General features: G+C 43.6%; 17 protein-coding genes. 9 read left to right on the plus strand and 8 right to left on the minus strand.

What is annotated here, in order from left to right; translation table 11 throughout:
* Positions 1–5: 5 nt before the first annotated feature.
* The 3 genes from L1070_RS10205 to L1070_RS10215 form a co-directional block, all read right to left on the minus strand.
* Positions 6–905: a LysR family transcriptional regulator gene (locus L1070_RS10205; protein WP_070983955.1), complete on the minus strand. Its 900-nt coding sequence runs from the start codon at positions 903–905 to the stop codon at positions 6–8.
* Positions 906–1,017: 112 nt separating this feature from the next.
* Positions 1,018–2,544: a DUF3369 domain-containing protein gene (locus L1070_RS10210; RefSeq protein WP_070983956.1), complete on the minus strand. Its 1,527-nt coding sequence runs from the start codon at positions 2,542–2,544 to the stop codon at positions 1,018–1,020.
* Positions 2,545–2,607: 63 nt separating this feature from the next.
* Positions 2,608–3,003 (minus strand): DUF2721 domain-containing protein, encoded by a 396-nt coding sequence (locus L1070_RS10215; protein ID WP_070983957.1) that lies wholly within the window; start codon positions 3,001–3,003, stop codon positions 2,608–2,610.
* Between the two features lie 36 nt (positions 3,004–3,039).
* Between L1070_RS10215 and L1070_RS10220 the strand changes: the two genes are divergently transcribed.
* The 3 genes from L1070_RS10220 (at position 3,040) to tsaD (ending at position 5,046) form a co-directional block, all read left to right on the plus strand.
* On the plus strand, positions 3,040–3,372 hold the full coding sequence (locus tag L1070_RS10220; protein WP_070983958.1) for a DUF2007 domain-containing protein: 333 nt from the start codon (positions 3,040–3,042) through the stop codon (positions 3,370–3,372).
* On the plus strand, positions 3,356–3,946 hold the full coding sequence (locus L1070_RS10225) for a YjaG family protein (RefSeq protein WP_070983959.1): 591 nt from the start codon (positions 3,356–3,358) through the stop codon (positions 3,944–3,946). Before L1070_RS10220 ends, L1070_RS10225 begins: the two co-directional genes overlap by 17 nt.
* An 86-nt stretch (positions 3,947–4,032) precedes the next feature.
* A complete protein-coding gene (gene tsaD, locus L1070_RS10230) occupies positions 4,033–5,046 on the plus strand; it encodes a tRNA (adenosine(37)-N6)-threonylcarbamoyltransferase complex transferase subunit TsaD (RefSeq protein WP_070983960.1) in 1,014 nt (337 codons plus the stop codon).
* On the opposite strand, the gene plsY is transcribed toward tsaD, so the two are convergent.
* A complete protein-coding gene (gene plsY / locus L1070_RS10235) occupies positions 5,043–5,630 on the minus strand; it encodes a glycerol-3-phosphate 1-O-acyltransferase PlsY (protein ID WP_139158539.1) in 588 nt (195 codons plus the stop codon). The two genes, tsaD and plsY, sit on opposite strands and share 4 nt — an antisense overlap.
* A gap of 114 nt (positions 5,631–5,744) precedes the next feature.
* Here plsY and folB point away from each other — a divergent pair, with 114 nt between their 5' ends.
* From folB to L1070_RS10250, 3 genes are read left to right on the plus strand one after another with little or no spacing between them, the layout of a single operon-like run.
* The gene (gene folB / locus L1070_RS10240) at positions 5,745–6,098 is read left to right on the plus strand and encodes a dihydroneopterin aldolase (RefSeq protein ID WP_070983961.1); all 354 of its coding nucleotides are present in this window, start codon (positions 5,745–5,747) and stop codon (positions 6,096–6,098) included.
* Positions 6,099–6,100: 2 nt separating this feature from the next.
* Entirely contained in the window at positions 6,101–6,589 is a 489-nt protein-coding gene (gene folK, locus L1070_RS10245; protein ID WP_237125479.1) for a 2-amino-4-hydroxy-6-hydroxymethyldihydropteridine diphosphokinase, read from the plus strand.
* Complete coding sequence (locus tag L1070_RS10250; RefSeq protein WP_070983963.1) at positions 6,586–7,389, plus strand: undecaprenyl-diphosphate phosphatase; 804 nt, start codon at positions 6,586–6,588, stop codon at positions 7,387–7,389. Before folK ends, L1070_RS10250 begins: the two co-directional genes overlap by 4 nt.
* Positions 7,390–7,433: 44 nt before the next feature.
* Here the strand turns inward: L1070_RS10250 and L1070_RS10255 are convergent, their stop codons facing one another.
* Positions 7,434–8,609 carry a tRNA nucleotidyltransferase gene (locus tag L1070_RS10255; RefSeq protein WP_343221752.1) on the minus strand — a complete coding sequence of 392 codons (1,176 nt, stop codon included), beginning with the start codon at positions 8,607–8,609 and terminating at the stop codon, positions 7,434–7,436.
* Positions 8,610–8,643: 34 nt separating this feature from the next.
* On the opposite strand from L1070_RS10255, the gene L1070_RS10260 reads away from it, so the two are divergent.
* On the plus strand, positions 8,644–9,558 hold the full coding sequence (locus L1070_RS10260) for an AAA family ATPase (RefSeq protein WP_070983964.1): 915 nt from the start codon (positions 8,644–8,646) through the stop codon (positions 9,556–9,558).
* Positions 9,559–9,568: 10 nt separating this feature from the next.
* Positions 9,569–10,591, plus strand: a complete 1,023-nt coding sequence (locus L1070_RS10265) for a general secretion pathway protein GspB (protein ID WP_237125480.1) — start codon at positions 9,569–9,571, stop codon at positions 10,589–10,591.
* Between the two features lie 3 nt (positions 10,592–10,594).
* On the opposite strand, the gene L1070_RS10270 is transcribed toward L1070_RS10265, so the two are convergent.
* Entirely contained in the window at positions 10,595–11,827 is a 1,233-nt protein-coding gene (locus L1070_RS10270) for an HD domain-containing phosphohydrolase (protein WP_237125481.1), read from the minus strand.
* Between the two features lie 173 nt (positions 11,828–12,000).
* On the minus strand, positions 12,001–15,804 hold the full coding sequence (gene putA, locus L1070_RS10275; RefSeq protein WP_237125482.1) for a bifunctional proline dehydrogenase/L-glutamate gamma-semialdehyde dehydrogenase PutA: 3,804 nt from the start codon (positions 15,802–15,804) through the stop codon (positions 12,001–12,003).
* A 287-nt stretch (positions 15,805–16,091) separates the two neighbouring features.
* On the opposite strand from putA, the gene L1070_RS10280 reads away from it, so the two are divergent.
* A complete protein-coding gene (locus L1070_RS10280; RefSeq protein WP_070983967.1) occupies positions 16,092–16,577 on the plus strand; it encodes a winged helix-turn-helix transcriptional regulator in 486 nt (161 codons plus the stop codon).
* A gap of 39 nt (positions 16,578–16,616) precedes the next feature.
* Here the strand turns inward: L1070_RS10280 and L1070_RS10285 are convergent, their stop codons facing one another.
* Positions 16,617–17,258 (minus strand): TIGR04211 family SH3 domain-containing protein, encoded by a 642-nt coding sequence (locus L1070_RS10285; RefSeq protein ID WP_237125483.1) that lies wholly within the window; start codon positions 17,256–17,258, stop codon positions 16,617–16,619.
* Between the last annotated feature and the right edge of the window lie 126 nt (positions 17,259–17,384).

The raw sequence follows: 17,384 nt of genomic DNA on the forward strand, positions 1-17,384 counted from the left end.
AATATTTATATATTTGATGCGCAAGCTTTGGCTTTCGCTGAGTTTTCTATCAAACCAAGTAAATGTTTGATGTGACCATCTCTGTTAACGTGATGGTTAGTTTGCACAACTAACTGCTCGTGGTTGATATCCTTATTTGTTTTCAAAATCACTAAACTTGGATCCTGTGCGATAGTATTAGCATGCTCAATGCTGGCTATAGCGAAGTGATTCGATTGTTTTAGGCCATCCATGACTTGATCAATGTTACCAATCTTCATACTGCTACTTTTATTAAGCCCATCAACAGCTTCATTGAGCATTGTTTGTACTTGCTTGGATTGTGAAAAACAGCCGAACATAGGGTAATCGTACAGCTCTTCTTTACGTAGTGAGTCTTTACTAGCAAGCGGGTGGTGTTTTGCAACAAACAGAATAAGTTGGTCAGGAAGGTAAATATCACTGACAACATTGCTAGCACTTTGCAAATAGACACTAATATCAATTTCCCCAAGCTGCAACTTACGGGTTAACTCATGCTCGTCTTGCAACTGCATCTCAATTTTAATGTTTGGGTAATCAGCAAGGAACTGACCACATGACATAGGTACAATAGAGCTAGCGTCGTTGGTGTAACCAATGACCAACTTCTGTTGATCTCTACCAAACAGGCTTTGTTTGATAGTTTTCTTGGTCATTTCTAACTCTGACAGCGTTGTTTTACAGTAACTTAAAAACATTTCGCCCTGTTCTGTAAGCCTCACAGAGCGTGTTGAACGCTTAACAAGTTCGCATCCAATTTCATCTTCAAGCGTTTGAATGCTTCTAGTCAAAGCTGATGTACTAATCTTTGTTTGTTCAGCAGCTTGTCTAAAGTGGCGCAAGTTACCTAAAGCGACAAACTGTTCTAGTTGTTCAAATCTCATTCGAAATTCCTTTTAATTTCTACAAGTGACACAACGGTATTGTGTATTTTCCTAATACTAATACAAGTAATGGAAGATTGAAAGTGAAAATTTTACATTCTGCTTACAAAAGTCAATCGGGGTAGCTATCTCTAATTGCAATAAACTGATCTAAGTTGTTTATAAACAGATCAACAAGCTTTGGTTCAAACTGCTTCCCTTTCTCAGATTGTATCAGCGCTAACACTTTTTCTAAAGGCCATGAAGGTTTATAACATCGATCGCTACCTAATGCGTCAAACACATCAGCCAAAGCTGTGATACGGCCAACAATATCGATTTGTTCACCTTTGAGACCTCTGGGGTAGCCAGAACCATCCCACTTTTCATGATGCTGATGCGCTATTGTAGCGCCACATTGTAAAATTTCGTTAGAAGAATGTTGTAAAATTTCGTAACCAGTCTGAGCGTGGGTCTTCATAATTTCCCATTCAGCATCGTTCAGTTTGTCTGGTTTATTTAAAATTTCATCTGGTATGCTGATTTTTCCAATATCGTGTAGTGGCGAAGCGAGCTTGATGATCTCGGCGTAATAATCAGACAAGCCGTACAGTTGCGCCATTAGCATACTGTAGTGAGCGACCCTTTTGACGTGTGAACCAGTCTCTTTAGAGCGACGCTCAACGGCCTCACCAAGAATATAGGAGAGTTCTTTTTGTGAATCTTTTACCGTTTCTCTTAATTTAATATTGTCGTAGGCCAACGCGATGTTGTTGGCAAAAAACTCCAGCAGCTGTCTGTCAGTGCTTTTCATTTGCGAGTCTTTGCCAACATACAGCATGGTTTCACCGCCACCAGCGGAAGGAAAGTAGCCGACGTATTCCGTCTCTGTAGATCGAGATGCCTTGAGGTTATGAGATTCGATGAATAGCTCTTTAACATGGTCGGGTATTACGGATGAATTTGGTTCTACGCCTTCACCTGATGCAGCTAATAGCTTGAAGTGTGAACCTGACTCTTTACGGTTATTAATGGCGGCAGCACAATAAATATCGTTATCACTGAGCCCCATCACGTTAGACACATGTGCCAAAATAGTGGAAGCGAACTCCCTGACACTGTTGCATTTCAAAAAAGAGGATGAAGCATTAATTATTTGTTCTAATCCTCGTTTGTGTTTTTCAATGGTTTGAATGTCTCGATGAGCACGTAATGCTGAGTAGAGTAACGTTTTCAATTTAACTGCGGTTAACTCAGTTTTATTCTTGTAGTCGTTAATATCGTAGTCTCTGATCACAGATTCTTCAGGTGCTTCCCCAGGTTGACCTGTGCGTAGAATAAGCCTCACATCATGATTGGCTAAATCGTTACGAATATATTTTATCAGATCGAGCCCAGCATGGCTGGTCTCCATGACTACATCTACCAAACCTACCGAAATGAGCTGCTCTTTTTCGAGTATTGTTTTGGCTTCTTTTGCAGAATAAGCATGGTGAAAACGTAATGGTTTTTTTTCAAATTCAAAACCAGACAGAACTAGTTTTGTAACTTGGTGAATATCCTCCTCGTCATCAACAATCAGAATGTCCCAGTATTCAGACTTTAATTGTGGGGTCGTTGGTTCTTCAATAGAATCATCAGAGAAAAGAAAACTGCTCACTCGCTGGCCCTTTAATGACTGTTTACTTTGTCAGTATAGTCATTAAAGTCAGCATCTGCTTAATCAAGAAGTTGGCTTTTTCTCGATATTTTGCAATTCTATTTCTATGGCATCACACGAAATATGTATCTCATACAAAGAGATAATCAGTGACACGATGAGGCAGCATAAACTGGTGCCAAACAGAATGATGCCGGTCATCGCGACATCGATGAACAGTGCAAACATTGATAGAGTACACAGTAAAAATGCGACCACGCCCCATACTTGCATGAAGCGAATTAACTTAATGCGTCTTCTCAAGTTATCAATCTGTGCTCGAACTAATGGGCGGATACTGTCACCTTCACGGGCATTTAGCTCCCTGATGAGTTGTGCCAAAACTAAAAATCGATTTGTGTAAGCCAATAAAAGTAGTGATATCGCAGGAAATAAAAGTCCAGGAGTGGTTAGCGTCATTTGAGCCTCTTCAATAATCAAGATTGAGTAATAATTATGACAGATAATAGCTTTAAATGGCGATGCGTATTTACAACAGATAGCCTGCTTGAAGCGCATATCGTAAAAGGTTTGTTAAGCCAAGCTAGAATTGACTCTCGTGTGGATGGTGAACCTTTACTGGGAGGGATTGGTGAAATACCCGCTGATCAGGCAAAATTGAGTTTAATGGTTTATGAGATAAAAGTACGCGCAGCACAAAAAATATTGGTAGACTACGCGCAAAAGCAACTTACCTCAGACTGGCGTTGCAACCATTGTACAGAATTGAACGGACCAGCATTTCAATATTGCTGGCAATGTGGAAAACAAAATGACCAAAGCGAATAATTTCCAGCGCATCAGAGAACTTAACTATTTACAACAGGCTGTGTTAGCAGCGGCTATTATCGAAAGAATGTTGCCTAATTATGGACTATTTAGTGAAGCAACGGGGTTTGGTGATGAATCAGCCCTGAGAAATGCACTGAATGTCTGTTGGGAGAAACTATTGTTACCGAAAAGTAAGATTAGTCTCGAAAAGCAGATAGAAAAAGTTGAACCTAATGTACCTGAACTTGCTGAATTCGATATGTTTGGTACTTATCCCGCAATTGATGCGGCAACCGCATTGTTGGGGTTAATGCATGGTCTGATGGCTAAGGATGAGCAGGAGTTTATCAGTATCGCTAAGATATCTCAGGCGACGGTTGCTCGTTATGTTGAGTTTATATTGCTTAACGAAGACATTGAACCGGACAATAAATTAGTTCGAGATCATCCTGTGATGCAGTACGAGATAGAAGTTTTATCTGAGCTTATTGATTTTGTTGAGAATATGGGACGTATCGGCTCAGATAACGTCAAAGAGCTTAAACAACTCGCTATTGCTGATGGCCAAACGAACATAGGTTTGGCCATTTAAGCGCAAATTCGAGGGGATTCGCTTGCCCTACGAAAGTAGCAGCAGGTAAAATACTCGCCTTTTAATCAAGTCTTGGGAGAATCTGTGTGCGAATTTTAGGCATAGAATCATCGTGTGATGAAACCGGTATTGCGATTTATGATGATGAGCAAGGCCTACTTGCGCACCAACTGTACAGTCAGGTAAAAGTCCATGCAGATTACGGTGGCGTGGTGCCTGAATTGGCATCTCGCGATCATGTGCGTAAAACCATTCCCTTGATTGAAGCCGCTTTTGCACAGGCTGGATGTGGTCCAGAGTCTCTTGACGGTGTAGCGTATACAGCGGGACCAGGCTTAGTTGGTGCATTATTGGTGGGCACGTCAATTGGTCGCTCTTTGGCTTTTGGCTGGAATATTCCAGCTGTCGCTGTTCACCATATGGAAGGTCACTTGTTGGCACCTATGCTTGAAGACGACCGCCCAGAGTTTCCCTTTATTGCGCTGTTGGTATCTGGTGGCCACACTATGATGGTGAAGGTTGAAGGTATTGGTGAATACGAAGTGCTAGGTGAGTCAGTGGATGATGCCGCAGGTGAAGCGTTTGATAAAACGGCAAAACTACTCGGTTTAGATTATCCAGGTGGACCATTACTGGCTAAAATGGCTCAGCAAGGTGTTGCAAAACGCTTTGTGTTTCCAAGACCGATGACCGACAGACCGGGTCTTGATTTTAGTTTCAGTGGCTTGAAAACGGCAGCGGCAAATACCATTCGTTCAGCGGGGGATGATGAGCAAACTAAAGCGGATATCGCCCATGCTTTTCAAACAGCAGTCATCGATACACTGGCCATAAAGTGTAAAAGAGCCTTAAAAGAGACAAACATTAAACGTCTTGTTATCGCCGGCGGCGTGAGTGCTAATATTGAGCTAAGAAACAAACTTGAGCGTGTAATGCAAGGAATGCAGGGGAAGGTGTATTACCCACGTACCGAGTTTTGTACTGACAATGGTGCGATGATTGCGTTTGCTGGGATGCAGCGTTTAAAGGCCAAGCAATATGCACCGCTTGATATGAAAACGCAACCGCGTTGGCCATTGGATAGTTTAAAACCGCTTTAGGTCTTTTTTTGTCCTACTTTGGGCTCCTTACCTTGCAGGAGCCTTTTGATATTCTCTCTATGTCTGAAGATAATCACTATGGTTAGGAAACTCACTGGTAACGTGTAAATTGGTTTAATCCACCAAGTATACAGTGGTGCCAGCGTCACGGCTGTGATGGCAGCCAAGGATGAGTAGCGAGTGATCCATAAAACTACTAGCCAAGTACCGATAAGTAACCCGCCGAGCGATAAGCCTATTGGTAGCAGCGCACCAAATGCAGTTGCAACTGCCTTACCACCATTGAAGTGAAAAAATATTGGATAAATGTGGCCTAAACATGCAGCCACGGCAACAGCGCCAAGCCAAATAGGTTCAATCTGTAAGAAATATGCCCCCCACACTGGGATTGTGCCTTTGAGTATGTCGAATACTAATACCAGCACAGCAGGCAACTTACCACCCAACCGCAGTACATTGGTTGCGCCAGGATTATGTGACCCTGCAAAGCGAGGATCAGGCAAGCCGAACATACGGCAAACCAACACGGCTGACGAAATAGAACCAATTAAATAGGCACACAGACAGATTAAACTAACTAACACGTTTTTCCTTATTTTGTCTTGTGACGTTTTCGGCTATGATCGGCGTTTCTATGCCGACTGTGGATAACTTAATAAGTAGTCACAGAACCCAGTTATGCAATCAGTGGAGTATCAATGGATAAGGTCTATATCTCACAACTACACGTCGAAACTATAATAGGAGTTTACGACTTTGAGAAGGAAAGTAAACAAAGCTTGTACTTTGATATTGAGATGTTGACCGACATTTCGGCTGCAGCCCAAAGTGATGACATAAATTTTGCGCTTGATTATGCCAAAGTCAGTGAGCGGGTGATTGAGCACGCGACAGCTAAACCTGTAGAGCTACTAGAAACTTTGTTAGAGCAACTGGCCGCCATAATCTTGGCCGAATTTAATACTCAACAAGTAACAATAAAAGTGAGTAAACCTGCAGCGGTGCCTGCGGCAAAAACAGTTGGTGTTGAAATCACCAGAGTGAAAAGTTAGTTATGGCACAGATTTATATAAGCCTCGGTTCAAACGTAAATCGTGAACATAATTTAAAGGCGGGCCTTATAGCACTGATAGAGCACTTTCCTCACTATACACATTCTAGCGTTTACGAAAGTGAAGCGGTTGGTTTTAACGGCAGTAACTTTTATAACTCGGTGCTTGGTGCCTCAACAGACCTTTCTTTAGAGCAAGTATACGTGTTGCTCAAACAAATTGAGCTGGATAATGGTCGTACGCGTCAGGATAAAAAGTTTAGCCCACGAACTTTAGACCTAGATTTACTATTTTATGATGATGTGATTTGTGAGCAGCCAGCCCAATTGCCTAGAGATGAAATAACCAAAAATGCCTTTGTGTTGTTGCCGCTCTTTGAAATTGCGCCGGAACATATTCATCCCGTGTGTCAAAGAAGTATTGCCGATATTTGGCAAGCTTATAACAACCCTAATCAAAAATTGTGGAAAGTGGAGTTTTCGTTGCCGTGAGTATTATTGAAATTATCGTTTTGGCGTTAGTTCAAGGATTAACCGAGTTTTTACCTATATCGAGTTCTGCGCATCTTATTTTGCCATCGCAGATCTTAGGCTGGGCTGACCAAGGAACCGCTTTTGATGTGGCGGTACACGTGGGAACGTTACTGGCAGTCGTGATTTATTTTCGTAAAGAAGTTACAGACATTCTGGGTGCATGGTTTAGCTCCTTTGGTACGCAGGGGAAAAGTGATGATAGTCAACTAGGGTGGTGGATTTTGCTTGCGACCATTCCATCGTTAGTTATTGGCTACTTAGTGAAAGACTTTGTTGAGATATACTCACGCAATGCCTGGATCATTGCCACTACTACGGTGGTGTTTGGTTTACTGCTATGGTATGCGGATAAAAGCGCAAAGCAAATTAAGACCATCTATCAACTTAATTGGCTCAGCGCGTTACTGATTGGACTATCTCAGGTGGTTGCGATGATATTTCCTGGCACTTCACGTTCTGGGATCACCATGACTGTCGGCTTGTTGCTTGGACTAAATAAACAAAGCGCAGCACGCTTTTCATTTTTAATGTCTATCCCTGTGATAGCAGCTGCGGGGTCATATTACGTATATAAGCTTTCAAGCGGTGAAGAAATTATTAACTGGAATGCGATTGTGCTCGGGTCAGTATTGTCATTTATTACTGCCTACGCATGTATTCACTTTTTCTTAAAAGTCATTGAACGCATGGGAATGATGCCATTTGTGATCTACCGGTTATTGCTCGGTGGCGCATTGTTTGCTTTCTTGCTCTGGTAATACCTATCGTTTAACCGGGCCCGCATCAAACGATGCGGGCTTTTTTATTTTAATGCCAATGCAATAGCCTCTTCTCTAGCTAATGCTAATTGATGCTTTATTTCTGCTCCCTTAAATCCTTGTTCGATGATACTTTGCGGCGCAACGGCCAGTGCAGCTTGAGCCGCTTGTTTTAGTGTATCGATCACTTGGTTGTTTATCTGCTTGTCTGCTTTGGCAACTTGGCATAACAGCTCAAAACGTTCGGGGCGACGCCAAATGTCTAACCGATTAAACATAGCCAGTGCAGTTTGTGTTGTAACTTGATTGTGTGACAACAGTGATTGATGTTGACAGTAATCTCGTGCACTTTGCGCGTATTTATTAGGGATCTTTAGTTGTTGTTCAATTCCCTGCAACGCATCTAGTGAACTTGGCGCAAGCCACAGGCTAAATTGAATAAGCTTGTAGTTTAGCAAAGTGTCGTCAAGAGATTGGATGGCGCTTGCTAATTGCCTAGCATGTTTTTGGTTCCAGTAAGTGAGCATTGGCATGATTAAGGTCAGCGCACCTAGCTCGTGTAAGATATTACTAAACACATCAATTTGGCCATCACTTAGACTTTTTTCAATCTCCATCCAAACACGCTCTTTGGTAAGTGTTGCCAGCTCTTGGTTTGCCACCATTTTTGCCATTAGCTGTTGGGTTTCAGGTGCGATACTAAACCTAAGGTAGTGGTATCGAGCCCCAAAACGGGCGACCCGTAGCACGCGAAGGGGGTCTTCACTAAATGCCTCGCTGACATGGCGCAAGACACGGTTGGCTATATCTTGCTGCCCACCGTAAGGGTCAATTAAATTGCCTTGCTCATCTTTGGCGATTGCATTGACGGTTAAATCTCGACGGTATAAGTCTTGCTCAAGTGTGATGGAAGGCGAAAAATCACAAATAAACCCACCATAGCCTTGACCTTGTTTACGTTCCGTTCTGGCTAGTGCATATTCTTCTTTGGTTTTTGGATGTAAAAAAACGGGGAAGTCTTTTCCGACTTGGCTATAGCCAAGCGCCAGCATTTGCTCAGGCGTGGCGCCAACCACCACATAATCTCTTTCTGTAATAGGACGTTGTAGTAATTCATCACGTACAGCGCCGCCAACTAAATACACTTGCATCTTAGCCTCAAATAAACAAATTACGCAAAATAAGAAACAGGGTTTTAACTTACCGTGTTTTTTTGCCATTATAGGCACCATCATAACAATAAAGAGACGCATCGTGTATTTACGCTATTTTGGACTAAGCGAAAAACCGTTTTCCATTGCACCTAATCCTGAATATTTATTTCTAAGTGATAGACACAAAGAGGCACTCGCACATTTAACATACGGCTTGGGGGATGCAGGGGGCTTTGTATTGTTAACGGGTGAAGTGGGCACAGGAAAAACCACCGTAACTCGTAGTATGCTAGCACAGTTACCAGAAACAACTCAGGTAGCATTTATTTTAAACCCGGCGCTGTCGGAGATAGAGCTGCTCGCCAGTATTTGTGACGAGTTGAAAATCGACTATCCGGCTGAGCAAGCAAGCTTGAAAGTGTTGACTGATTTAATTAAGGCCAGACTACTTGAGAACCATGCTCTTGGTGGTCACACCATGTTGATCATTGATGAGGCACAGCACCTTGCTGCTGAGGTTTTAGAGCAACTACGTTTGTTGACTAACTTAGAAACTGACCATAAAAAGTTGCTGCAAATTGTGTTGGTAGGCCAGCCCGAGCTGCAACACCTGTTGCAGCGTAATGAGTTGCGCCAGTTGGCACAAAGGATCACCGCTCGCTATCACTTACTGCCGTTAACTCAGTCACAAGTGTATGCGTATATCCAACACCGACTACAAAAGGCTGGCAGTCAAACCATGATTTTTGATCATGATGCGATTGCGTATATGCATAAAGTGACCGCTGGGATCCCTAGACTTTTGAACTTGCTTGCTGATAGGTGTTTGTTGGGCGCTTACTCGGCGCAGCAGCAAGTGGTGGATAAAAAGATTGCGATGCAGGCGGCCAAAGAAGCGTTGCCTCTTAATTTAGTACCTGAAAAGTCCAGACCAGTCCAGCCTAAAGTTTGGTGGTTGTCATCAGCTGCGTTCGCGAGCTTTGCGCTTGGTTTTGTCCTTTCATTCATTTTTTAATTGGTGAGTTATGTCGTATTTAGTTAATGCATTAAAGCAATCACAGCAAGCAGGGCATAGTGAGCAGGATCATTTAGCTTACCAGCACCAAAAACAACTTAAACTCTATCGCACCATGATACTAGGCTTATCAGCGGTGGTGCTTGTCGGTGGCTTTGCTTTTGTAGGCTACCTAAGTGGACACTACCTGCAATCCTCGCTGGCACAACCAGCTGAGCCGGAACTCGCCAAGGTTGAGCAAAGCGCTGAGAAACCAAGTGAAGGTAAAAGTGAGGCTGCTCAAAGGGATGTTGCCAATGCTCCCGTGACGGCTGCAACCCCCCAAATACCCTCATCACAACCGGTAACGGTTAATACCGCTTTACCTGTGCAAGCACAACCTGTGACTCCTGCGATGGTAAATAACGCGGTTATGAACCCACAGGTGCAATATCAATGGATGTCGGTGCAAATAGGAGTGGATGCCAGCGGTCAACCTGTATATAGGCAGCAATTAGTGCCCGTGATGAACCAACAGGTAGTCAATGCGCCACCACAGCAAGCAGCGCCACAGGCTTGGCCACAGTCGCAGGCTTCAGTGCAAGCGCCGTCAACAGTACAAGGTGCGACGGAGGATCTCAGTCAATATAGAGTGTTGGGTAAACCACTGAACCAACCACTAGAGCAAGCCACTCAAGACCCTGAGTTGGCTGGCGTATCAAAAGAGTTGCAAGAGGCGTTCGCGCAAGCGGTAGCTGACACAGAAAATGCCCAGCCACATAACGTTACCGCCAGCAGTAAAGACTCTGCACGGGCAACACCTGTTGAATTGTTACCAGACGCATTGCAGCAGTCACTGCCAACATTGCGTTATCAGGCTCATATTTACGCAACGGACCCAGAAAAGCGCTGGATTAAGCTAAACAATCGGGAGTTATATGAAGGAGATAACATCGGGGCTCTCAAGTTGCTAGAGATCACGCCAGAGCAGGCCTTGTTTAACTTTGATGGTTATGAATTCAGCATGAAAGCAATGCAAGATTGGCTGCCATAGGTGTTATGGCAGCATTGAATGTTTAAAGAACTTCATTAGATTGAGGCTGAACTCCTCAGGTTTAATAGCAGCTTCAATCTCATCTTCAACCCGTTTACTGGATAGGTCTATATCTCGCACCTCAGTATAGTGCATGTTCTTGGCGTGATAAAAAACCTTCACCACAGGTTGTAGCGGTGTCTCCGGGTTACTTTGGCTAATGATTCCAACGCGTTGACTCTTTAACTTAACCAACGTGCCCACAGGAAATACGCCAATACACTGAATAAAAGCATTGAAAAGCGATTCATCATAGTGGTGGGGAACATGCTCGCGCAAGATTTTAAATGCGGCGACGGGAGTTTTACCCGTTTTATAAACGCGATCCGCGGTGATGGCATCATAGCTGTCGACGATTGCGACCATACGTGCATACTGAGAAAGCTCGTCGGCTGCTTTTGCAAATGGGTAGCCGCTGCCATCTAAACGCTCGTGATGAAATCCTGCAATTTCAGTTGCGATTTTACCCAACTTGGCACCGGAAACAATCTCATAACTATAGTGGGCATGTAGTTTCATCTGTTCATATTCATCAGGGCTCAGTGCACCTGGTTTATGTAGAATCTCATCTGGCACCTGAATTTTCCCGATGTCATGTAGCAATGCCCCCGTAGTGACTTGTTCAATAATGTCTCTCTCAAATGAAAGGTGTTTGGCTAAGATACTGACTAAAATCGCCACATTGATTGAGTGCTCTAACAGATACGCGTCTTTTTCTTTGATTTGTGCAATACATGCCAACGCGTCTTGGTTTCTAAATACCGAATCAATCAAACCACTTGCGGTATCCTGAAACGGTGATAAATCTAGCTGCTTGCCTTCTTTTAAATCAGAGAAAGTTTTTTGCTGTAGGGCTTTAGCCTGTTGGTAGAGTTCATTTGCTTTGTCCAGCTCACTCTCTATTGAGGTAGATTTATGCCAAGGGTCACGGGCCTTTTGAGCTGCTTTTTGAGGAGCTAAAACTTGTTCAGGCTCACCACTTACTGACTCTTCAGCTTGAGAGCTTGCTTCTTGGCTTGCGCTGAGTGTCTTATCGGGGTCTATTTCTACTGCCATCACACCCGACTTGAGTAGGTGTTGGATACCATCTTGTGTTTTCACCCAGCCTTGGTTCTTAACTTTTACATGACCAGTCTGCTTGGTCACGCCAACTACGAACATCCCTGGTTTTAACTCACTGATATCTATGGTTTTCACGGTTTTATCTTACAAGTGACAGGTAATTTAAGGTTAGCAAAGAATCCTTCAAATAAAAGCCAAGTAAGAACAAATTATGATGAGATTTTAGGAAAGAGATCTATTAAGTCACAGTATCGCGAAGGAAAAAAAAGCCAGCATACGTGCTGGCTTTTTCATTGTTGATAAGAGATTTATTCTTCGTCTTCAACCAAGGTCATCAGTGAGGTATTACCACCAGAAGCAGTGGTATCAATACTGATTGTCTTTTCAGTAACAAGGCGATTGATTAGCGTGTCATAGTACTCAGCACTGATCACAGGCAGAATTGCACCTGAGCGTGCAGCGAGTTGCTGACTGAAGTAACCTAAACGCGAAGAGCGAGCTGCAACGACCGCACCTGAAAGATGTGGGTGTGCCAAAATAGCCTGTAACTGGTTTGGCTTAGCAACTTGGAATACCCCTTCGGCAATACCTGTCGAGATAAACTTGTCTCTAAATGCTTGTGCTTCTTCGTAGAACAGCTCTGATGCCACGGTAATTACTGTGTTACCCGCAGCAAGTGCTGTGATAATAGAAATCGCCCAGAAGTTAAACGAGGTACTCTTATCCGCATAACATACCACACAACCGCGTGGCTCAAGGTGTAGGGTATTTGATTCACCCGTTGGACCCGGCAATGTTGTAAATGTACGCATACGTTTTTCGAGTCTATTCAACTGCGCACGAGCATCAGCGAGCGTTTTTGCTAAGTCGTCAGCCAACTCATCGATGATCTCAACAGTTGCTATCTTAGCAAGCAACTGACGAACAGCGGATACACGGTCATTTAGTGCGGTGTTGCGCCAAATCTTCTCATCACGCAGCGAGTTACTCATCAGTAAGTCAACCTGCTCTGCAGCGCCAGGGAAATCATGGGTCTCAAGTTCATCAGATGTTAAGTTAGTCATTTGCACGTTCTCTGGTGAGGCTTTCTCTTTCACCAAACGATACAAGTAATTAGGACCACCTGCTTTTGGACCTGTACCAGATAAACCACGGCCACCGAACGGTTGCACACCGACAATGGCACCGATCATGTTGCGGTTAACATACACGTTGCCCGCGCGAGACATTTTAGCTAAATACTGGCAACGCTCTTCAATACGAGAGTGAACGCCCATGGTTAAGCCGTAACCTGTGTTGTTGATCTGGTCAATGACCTTGTCTAAATCGTTTGCTTTGTAGCGTACGATATGAACGATTGGACCAAATACTTCACGCTTAAGCACGGATAAATCAGCAATTTCGTATAAACGTGGTGCAAAGAAGTAAGCACCATTTTCACTGTTATCTGGGATCTTAGATTCAAACAACAATTTACCGTTGCTCTTTAAGTATTCAACGTGTGCTGTTAGGGTATTCAGCGCTTTTTCATCGATTACCGGACCTACGTCAGTCGACAGTAAAGACGGGTCGCCAACATGTAGTTCTTGCAGTGCACCTTTTAACATCGTAATAATGCCATCGGCCACATCATCTTGTATGAACAATACGCGCAGTGCAGAACAACGTTGGCCCGCACTTTGGAAACCTGATGAAATCACATCATCAACTACTTGCTCAGGCAGTGCCGTTGAGTCCACTATCATACAGTTCTGACCGCCCGTTTCAGCAATCAAAGGCACTTGAATATCATTACGTTCAGCAAGAATTTGCGAAATTAACGTACCCGTCTCAGTGGAACCGGTGAACATCACCGCCTGAATACGCTCATCGGGTAGGATATGCTTACCAACTTCGCTACCACGCGCAACAACAGGTTGCACTACATGCTCAGGTAAACCTACCGTGTGCATTAGCTCGATACAACGTAGTGCGACATAGCTAGTTTGCTCAGCTGGCTTGGCAATTACGGTGTTACCAGTGACGATTGCAGCTGCAACCTGACCTAAGAAGATAGCCAGTGGGAAGTTCCAAGGGCTGATACACAAGATCACACCACGTGCTTCAAAACGTTCATCTTGCGCCAGCTCTTCCGCGCGAGCTGCGTAGTAGCGACAGAAATCAACGGCTTCACGTACTTCATCGATACTATCTTGTGCTACTTTACCTGCTTCTTTGATACAGATAGCAACCAGCTCATCATGGTGACGCTCCAGAATGTCAGCGACACGACGTAATAAATCTGCACGCTCTTTTACTGGTGTTTGTGACCAATCTGCAAATGCTTTGTCGGCATTTTCCACCATAGCTCTCATGTCATCACTTTGGTGTACGCGTACCTGACCGACCACTTCTTTGTGGTTGGCTGGGTTGCGAACTGCTAAGTAACCTTCTTTTACTGTGCTTTCGTCGATAAGGTGCTCGTTGAGCCAAGTATCAAGGTTTTCTTTGAATGGCGTAAGCACATTGATATCAGTCAAGTCCAAGCCTTTTGAGTTAGGTCGCTCGTCACCATATAACTCGATTGGTAGCTTGATCTGCTTGTTGAACTTATTACGAAGACCTTGCAGCGTTTCAACAGGATCTGGCAGTAGTGATTCAACTGGTTTAGAGGTATCAACAATGGCATTGACGAATGACGAGTTCGCGCCATTTTCTAGTAATCGACGTACGAGGTAGGCTAGCAAGTCTTCGTGTTGACCAACTGGCGCATAGACACGACACTGAATTTTATCATTTTCAACGATCTGATCGAATAAAGACTCACCCATACCGTGCAGACGCTGGAATTCAAAGCCTTGATTATCGCCCTTAGCAACCTCTAATATCGTTGCTGCGGTGTAGGCGTTATGTGTTGCAAACTGCGGGAAGAGCACATCACGTGCTTCAAGTAATTTAATGGCACATGCTTTGTACGATACATCCGTAGTTGCTTTACGAGTAAACACAGGGAAATGGTTTAAACCATCTTGTTGCGTGGTTTTGATTTCGGTATCCCAGTATGCGCCTTTAACTAGACGTACCATTAAACGACGGCCTACTCGACGAGCAAGATCCGCTAACCATTCAACAACGAAAATAGCGCGCTTTTGATATGCTTGAACTGCCAGACCAAACCCTTGCCAATCGCCTAGTTCATCGTCAGAAAATACGGCTTCAATGATATCCAGAGAAATATCTAGACGGTCTGCTTCTTCAGCATCAACGGTAAAACCAATATCATACTGTTTTGCAGCCAATGCCAGTTCTTTGAGTTTTGGCACGATTTCGCTCATCACACGCTCACGGTGACTAAACTCGTAACGAGGATGAATCGCAGATAGCTTAACTGAGATACCAGGGCTTTTAATTGGGCCTCGGCCATTTGCTGCTTTACCAATTGCATGGATGGCGTTCATGTAGCTTTTGAAGTAACGATCGGCATCAGCCATTGTACGCGCGCCTTCACCTAGCATATCGTATGAATATACGTAGCCTTTTTGCTCTTTTTCAGCAGCACGTTCGATAGCTTCATCAATATCTTGACCCATTACGAACTGCTTACCCATGATCTTCATCGCAAAGTTTACAGACTTGCGGATCACAGGCTCGCCTAAGCGGCCAATGGTTTTTTTCAATACGCCGAACTGTTGTTCTTTGTTCTTATCTGTGTAGTTAACCATTTTACCAGTAACTAACAGGCCCCAGCTTGAGGCATTTACGAATAAAGAATCACTGCTACCTAAATGAGAACTCCAGTCACCTTTGGCTAACTTATCGCGGATCAGGTTATCTTGAGTTTCCTTGTCTGGCACTCGTAATAACGCTTCCGCCAAGCACATCAGTACCACACCTTCTTCGGTAGAAAGTGAGAACTCGTTCAATAGCGCATCAACGCCATTTTGGCCGTCTTGGTCTTTACGAATGTTTAAAACCAGTTGACGTGCACGCTCCCATGCTCGGCTTCGAGCTGTAACGCCTACCTCAGCAAGTGGCAAAATATGATCGATAACTTCATTTTCATCAATACGGTAGAAGTCACGGATTTTTTGTCGGATAGGACAGCTAGTTGTCAAATCGCCGTTATAAAGCATAAGCAACCCTCAATAGTGTAGAGTCAAAAATACATGTAATTAGCGCCTGCACCCTTGGTGTAGTGCAGCAGGCCCATGGCCTTTTTAATTACGACAAATTTAATGCAGTGTGTTGAGTGCACCATATCATAATGATTTCAGTGTTTAAAATATCGCCATCACGCATTGTGTTGTATATCAGTTTTCGCGGCCATTCTATCCAAAATACAGCAGTATATGCTGTCTTATTTTTTCCGATTACGGTAAATTAGCGGGAGATTATTAACTCTCACAGAATAAAATGCTGAATGACTACTTCAATCAAAACTCGCGTACTTGATCGCATTGATTTAGCTATTTTAGATGTCTTACAGAAAAATGGCCGAATATCGAACGTAAATTTAGCCAAAGCGGTTAATTTAAGCCCCAGTCCATGTCTGGACAGAGTGAAAAAACTTGAGTCAGAGGGATATATAGAGGGTTATACCGCAAGATTGAACCCGATGAAGCTGGGGCAACATCTGGTGGCTCACGTTGAGATCACGTTAAAAAGTTCCACAGAATCTGTGTTTGATACGTTTAAACAGCACATTGCAGATCTACCTAATGTGGTCTCTTGCGATATGGTGGCGGGCGGGTTTGATTATTTGTTGAAAATTCGTGTACAGGATATGCGTCAGTATCGTGAAGTACTAGGTCAAATTGTCGAAATTCCAGGTGTTGGCACCAATCACACTTATATGGTGATAGAACATATCAAATCTGATATGGGTGTAGAGGTGCTGAACTTGTAATAAAAAAGGTCGCAATCAGCGACCTTTTTTATGCGGCTATTACCAGCCATCGTAACGTTTGCGACGTGACAGCAATAACGTGAGTATAACGCCAAACAGTAAACCCACCAGTGCGATGGCGGCTCCGTATGACAGCAGTAAATGCTGCGCTTTTTGCTTTTTGTTGATATTGGCTTGCTTCTCTTGCGTCAACGCTGTTTGTAACTCGGTAATGCTTTGTTGAAGACGTTGGTTTTCAGCTCTTAAATCGTTATTGGCCTGCTGTAGGGTCGGTAATTCATCGCGTAAAGAATTAATTTCGCTTTGGCTATTTTCCAAAGCTTCTTTAGCTTGGGTTAGCTGTTGGCTTAATCCCGGCTCTCTAGATACAAACTTTGATTCAACCCAAGCTTCACGGCCTTTGTCATCGACAATTTGCACAAAGTCGTTCTGTTCATTAGAAATAACTGAAATAGCCGTACCCGCGTCTACTGAACCTAGAATTCGGTAGTTTTTCCCTGGGCCTGAATGTATATAAATAAACAAGTTATCGACAATGTAGGCGGCATCACCGGCTTGGATAGGTGCAGTTGTCGTTGTCTCTTCGACCGTTGAGCGTGTTTCATCTGTCTCTGCGACTTCTGCGATAGCCAAATGTGAGCATAATACCAGCAGCGTTGGTAAAACAATTCTGTTTAACATAGGTAGACCCAAGTTTTTGATAGTTTGTAGAAATAGTATGGATTTAACTCGTTAATAGCAAGTCGGCGATGAAACTTCACTGAACTTGCGGTAAAAAGTTTGCAAACAAGCCTATCATTGTATATT

The sequence above is a fragment of the Pseudoalteromonas sp. MMG022 genome, assembly GCF_021654245.1.
Taxonomy (GTDB): domain Bacteria; phylum Pseudomonadota; class Gammaproteobacteria; order Enterobacterales; family Alteromonadaceae; genus Pseudoalteromonas; species Pseudoalteromonas amylolytica.

What these genes read in the sequence shown, in the direction of transcription:
- L1070_RS10205 (WP_070983955.1), bottom strand. Translation starts at nt 905, where the DNA reads ATGAGATTTGAACAACTAGAACAGTTTGTCGCTTTAGGTAACTTGCGC.
- L1070_RS10215 (WP_070983957.1), bottom strand. Translation starts at nt 3,003, where the DNA reads ATGACGCTAACCACTCCTGGACTTTTATTTCCTGCGATATCACTACTT.
- L1070_RS10220 (WP_070983958.1), top strand. Translation starts at nt 3,040, where the DNA reads ATGACAGATAATAGCTTTAAATGGCGATGCGTATTTACAACAGATAGC.
- L1070_RS10225 (WP_070983959.1), top strand. Translation starts at nt 3,356, where the DNA reads ATGACCAAAGCGAATAATTTCCAGCGCATCAGAGAACTTAACTATTTA.
- folB (WP_070983961.1), top strand. Translation starts at nt 5,745, where the DNA reads ATGGATAAGGTCTATATCTCACAACTACACGTCGAAACTATAATAGGA.
- folK (WP_237125479.1), top strand. Translation starts at nt 6,101, where the DNA reads ATGGCACAGATTTATATAAGCCTCGGTTCAAACGTAAATCGTGAACAT.
- L1070_RS10255 (WP_343221752.1), bottom strand. Translation starts at nt 8,609, where the DNA reads ATGGCAAAAAAACACGGTAAGTTAAAACCCTGTTTCTTATTTTGCGTA.
- L1070_RS10265 (WP_237125480.1), top strand. Translation starts at nt 9,569, where the DNA reads ATGTCGTATTTAGTTAATGCATTAAAGCAATCACAGCAAGCAGGGCAT.
- putA (WP_237125482.1), bottom strand. Translation starts at nt 15,804, where the DNA reads ATGCTTTATAACGGCGATTTGACAACTAGCTGTCCTATCCGACAAAAA.
- L1070_RS10280 (WP_070983967.1), top strand. Translation starts at nt 16,092, where the DNA reads ATGACTACTTCAATCAAAACTCGCGTACTTGATCGCATTGATTTAGCT.
- L1070_RS10285 (WP_237125483.1), bottom strand. Translation starts at nt 17,258, where the DNA reads ATGTTAAACAGAATTGTTTTACCAACGCTGCTGGTATTATGCTCACAT.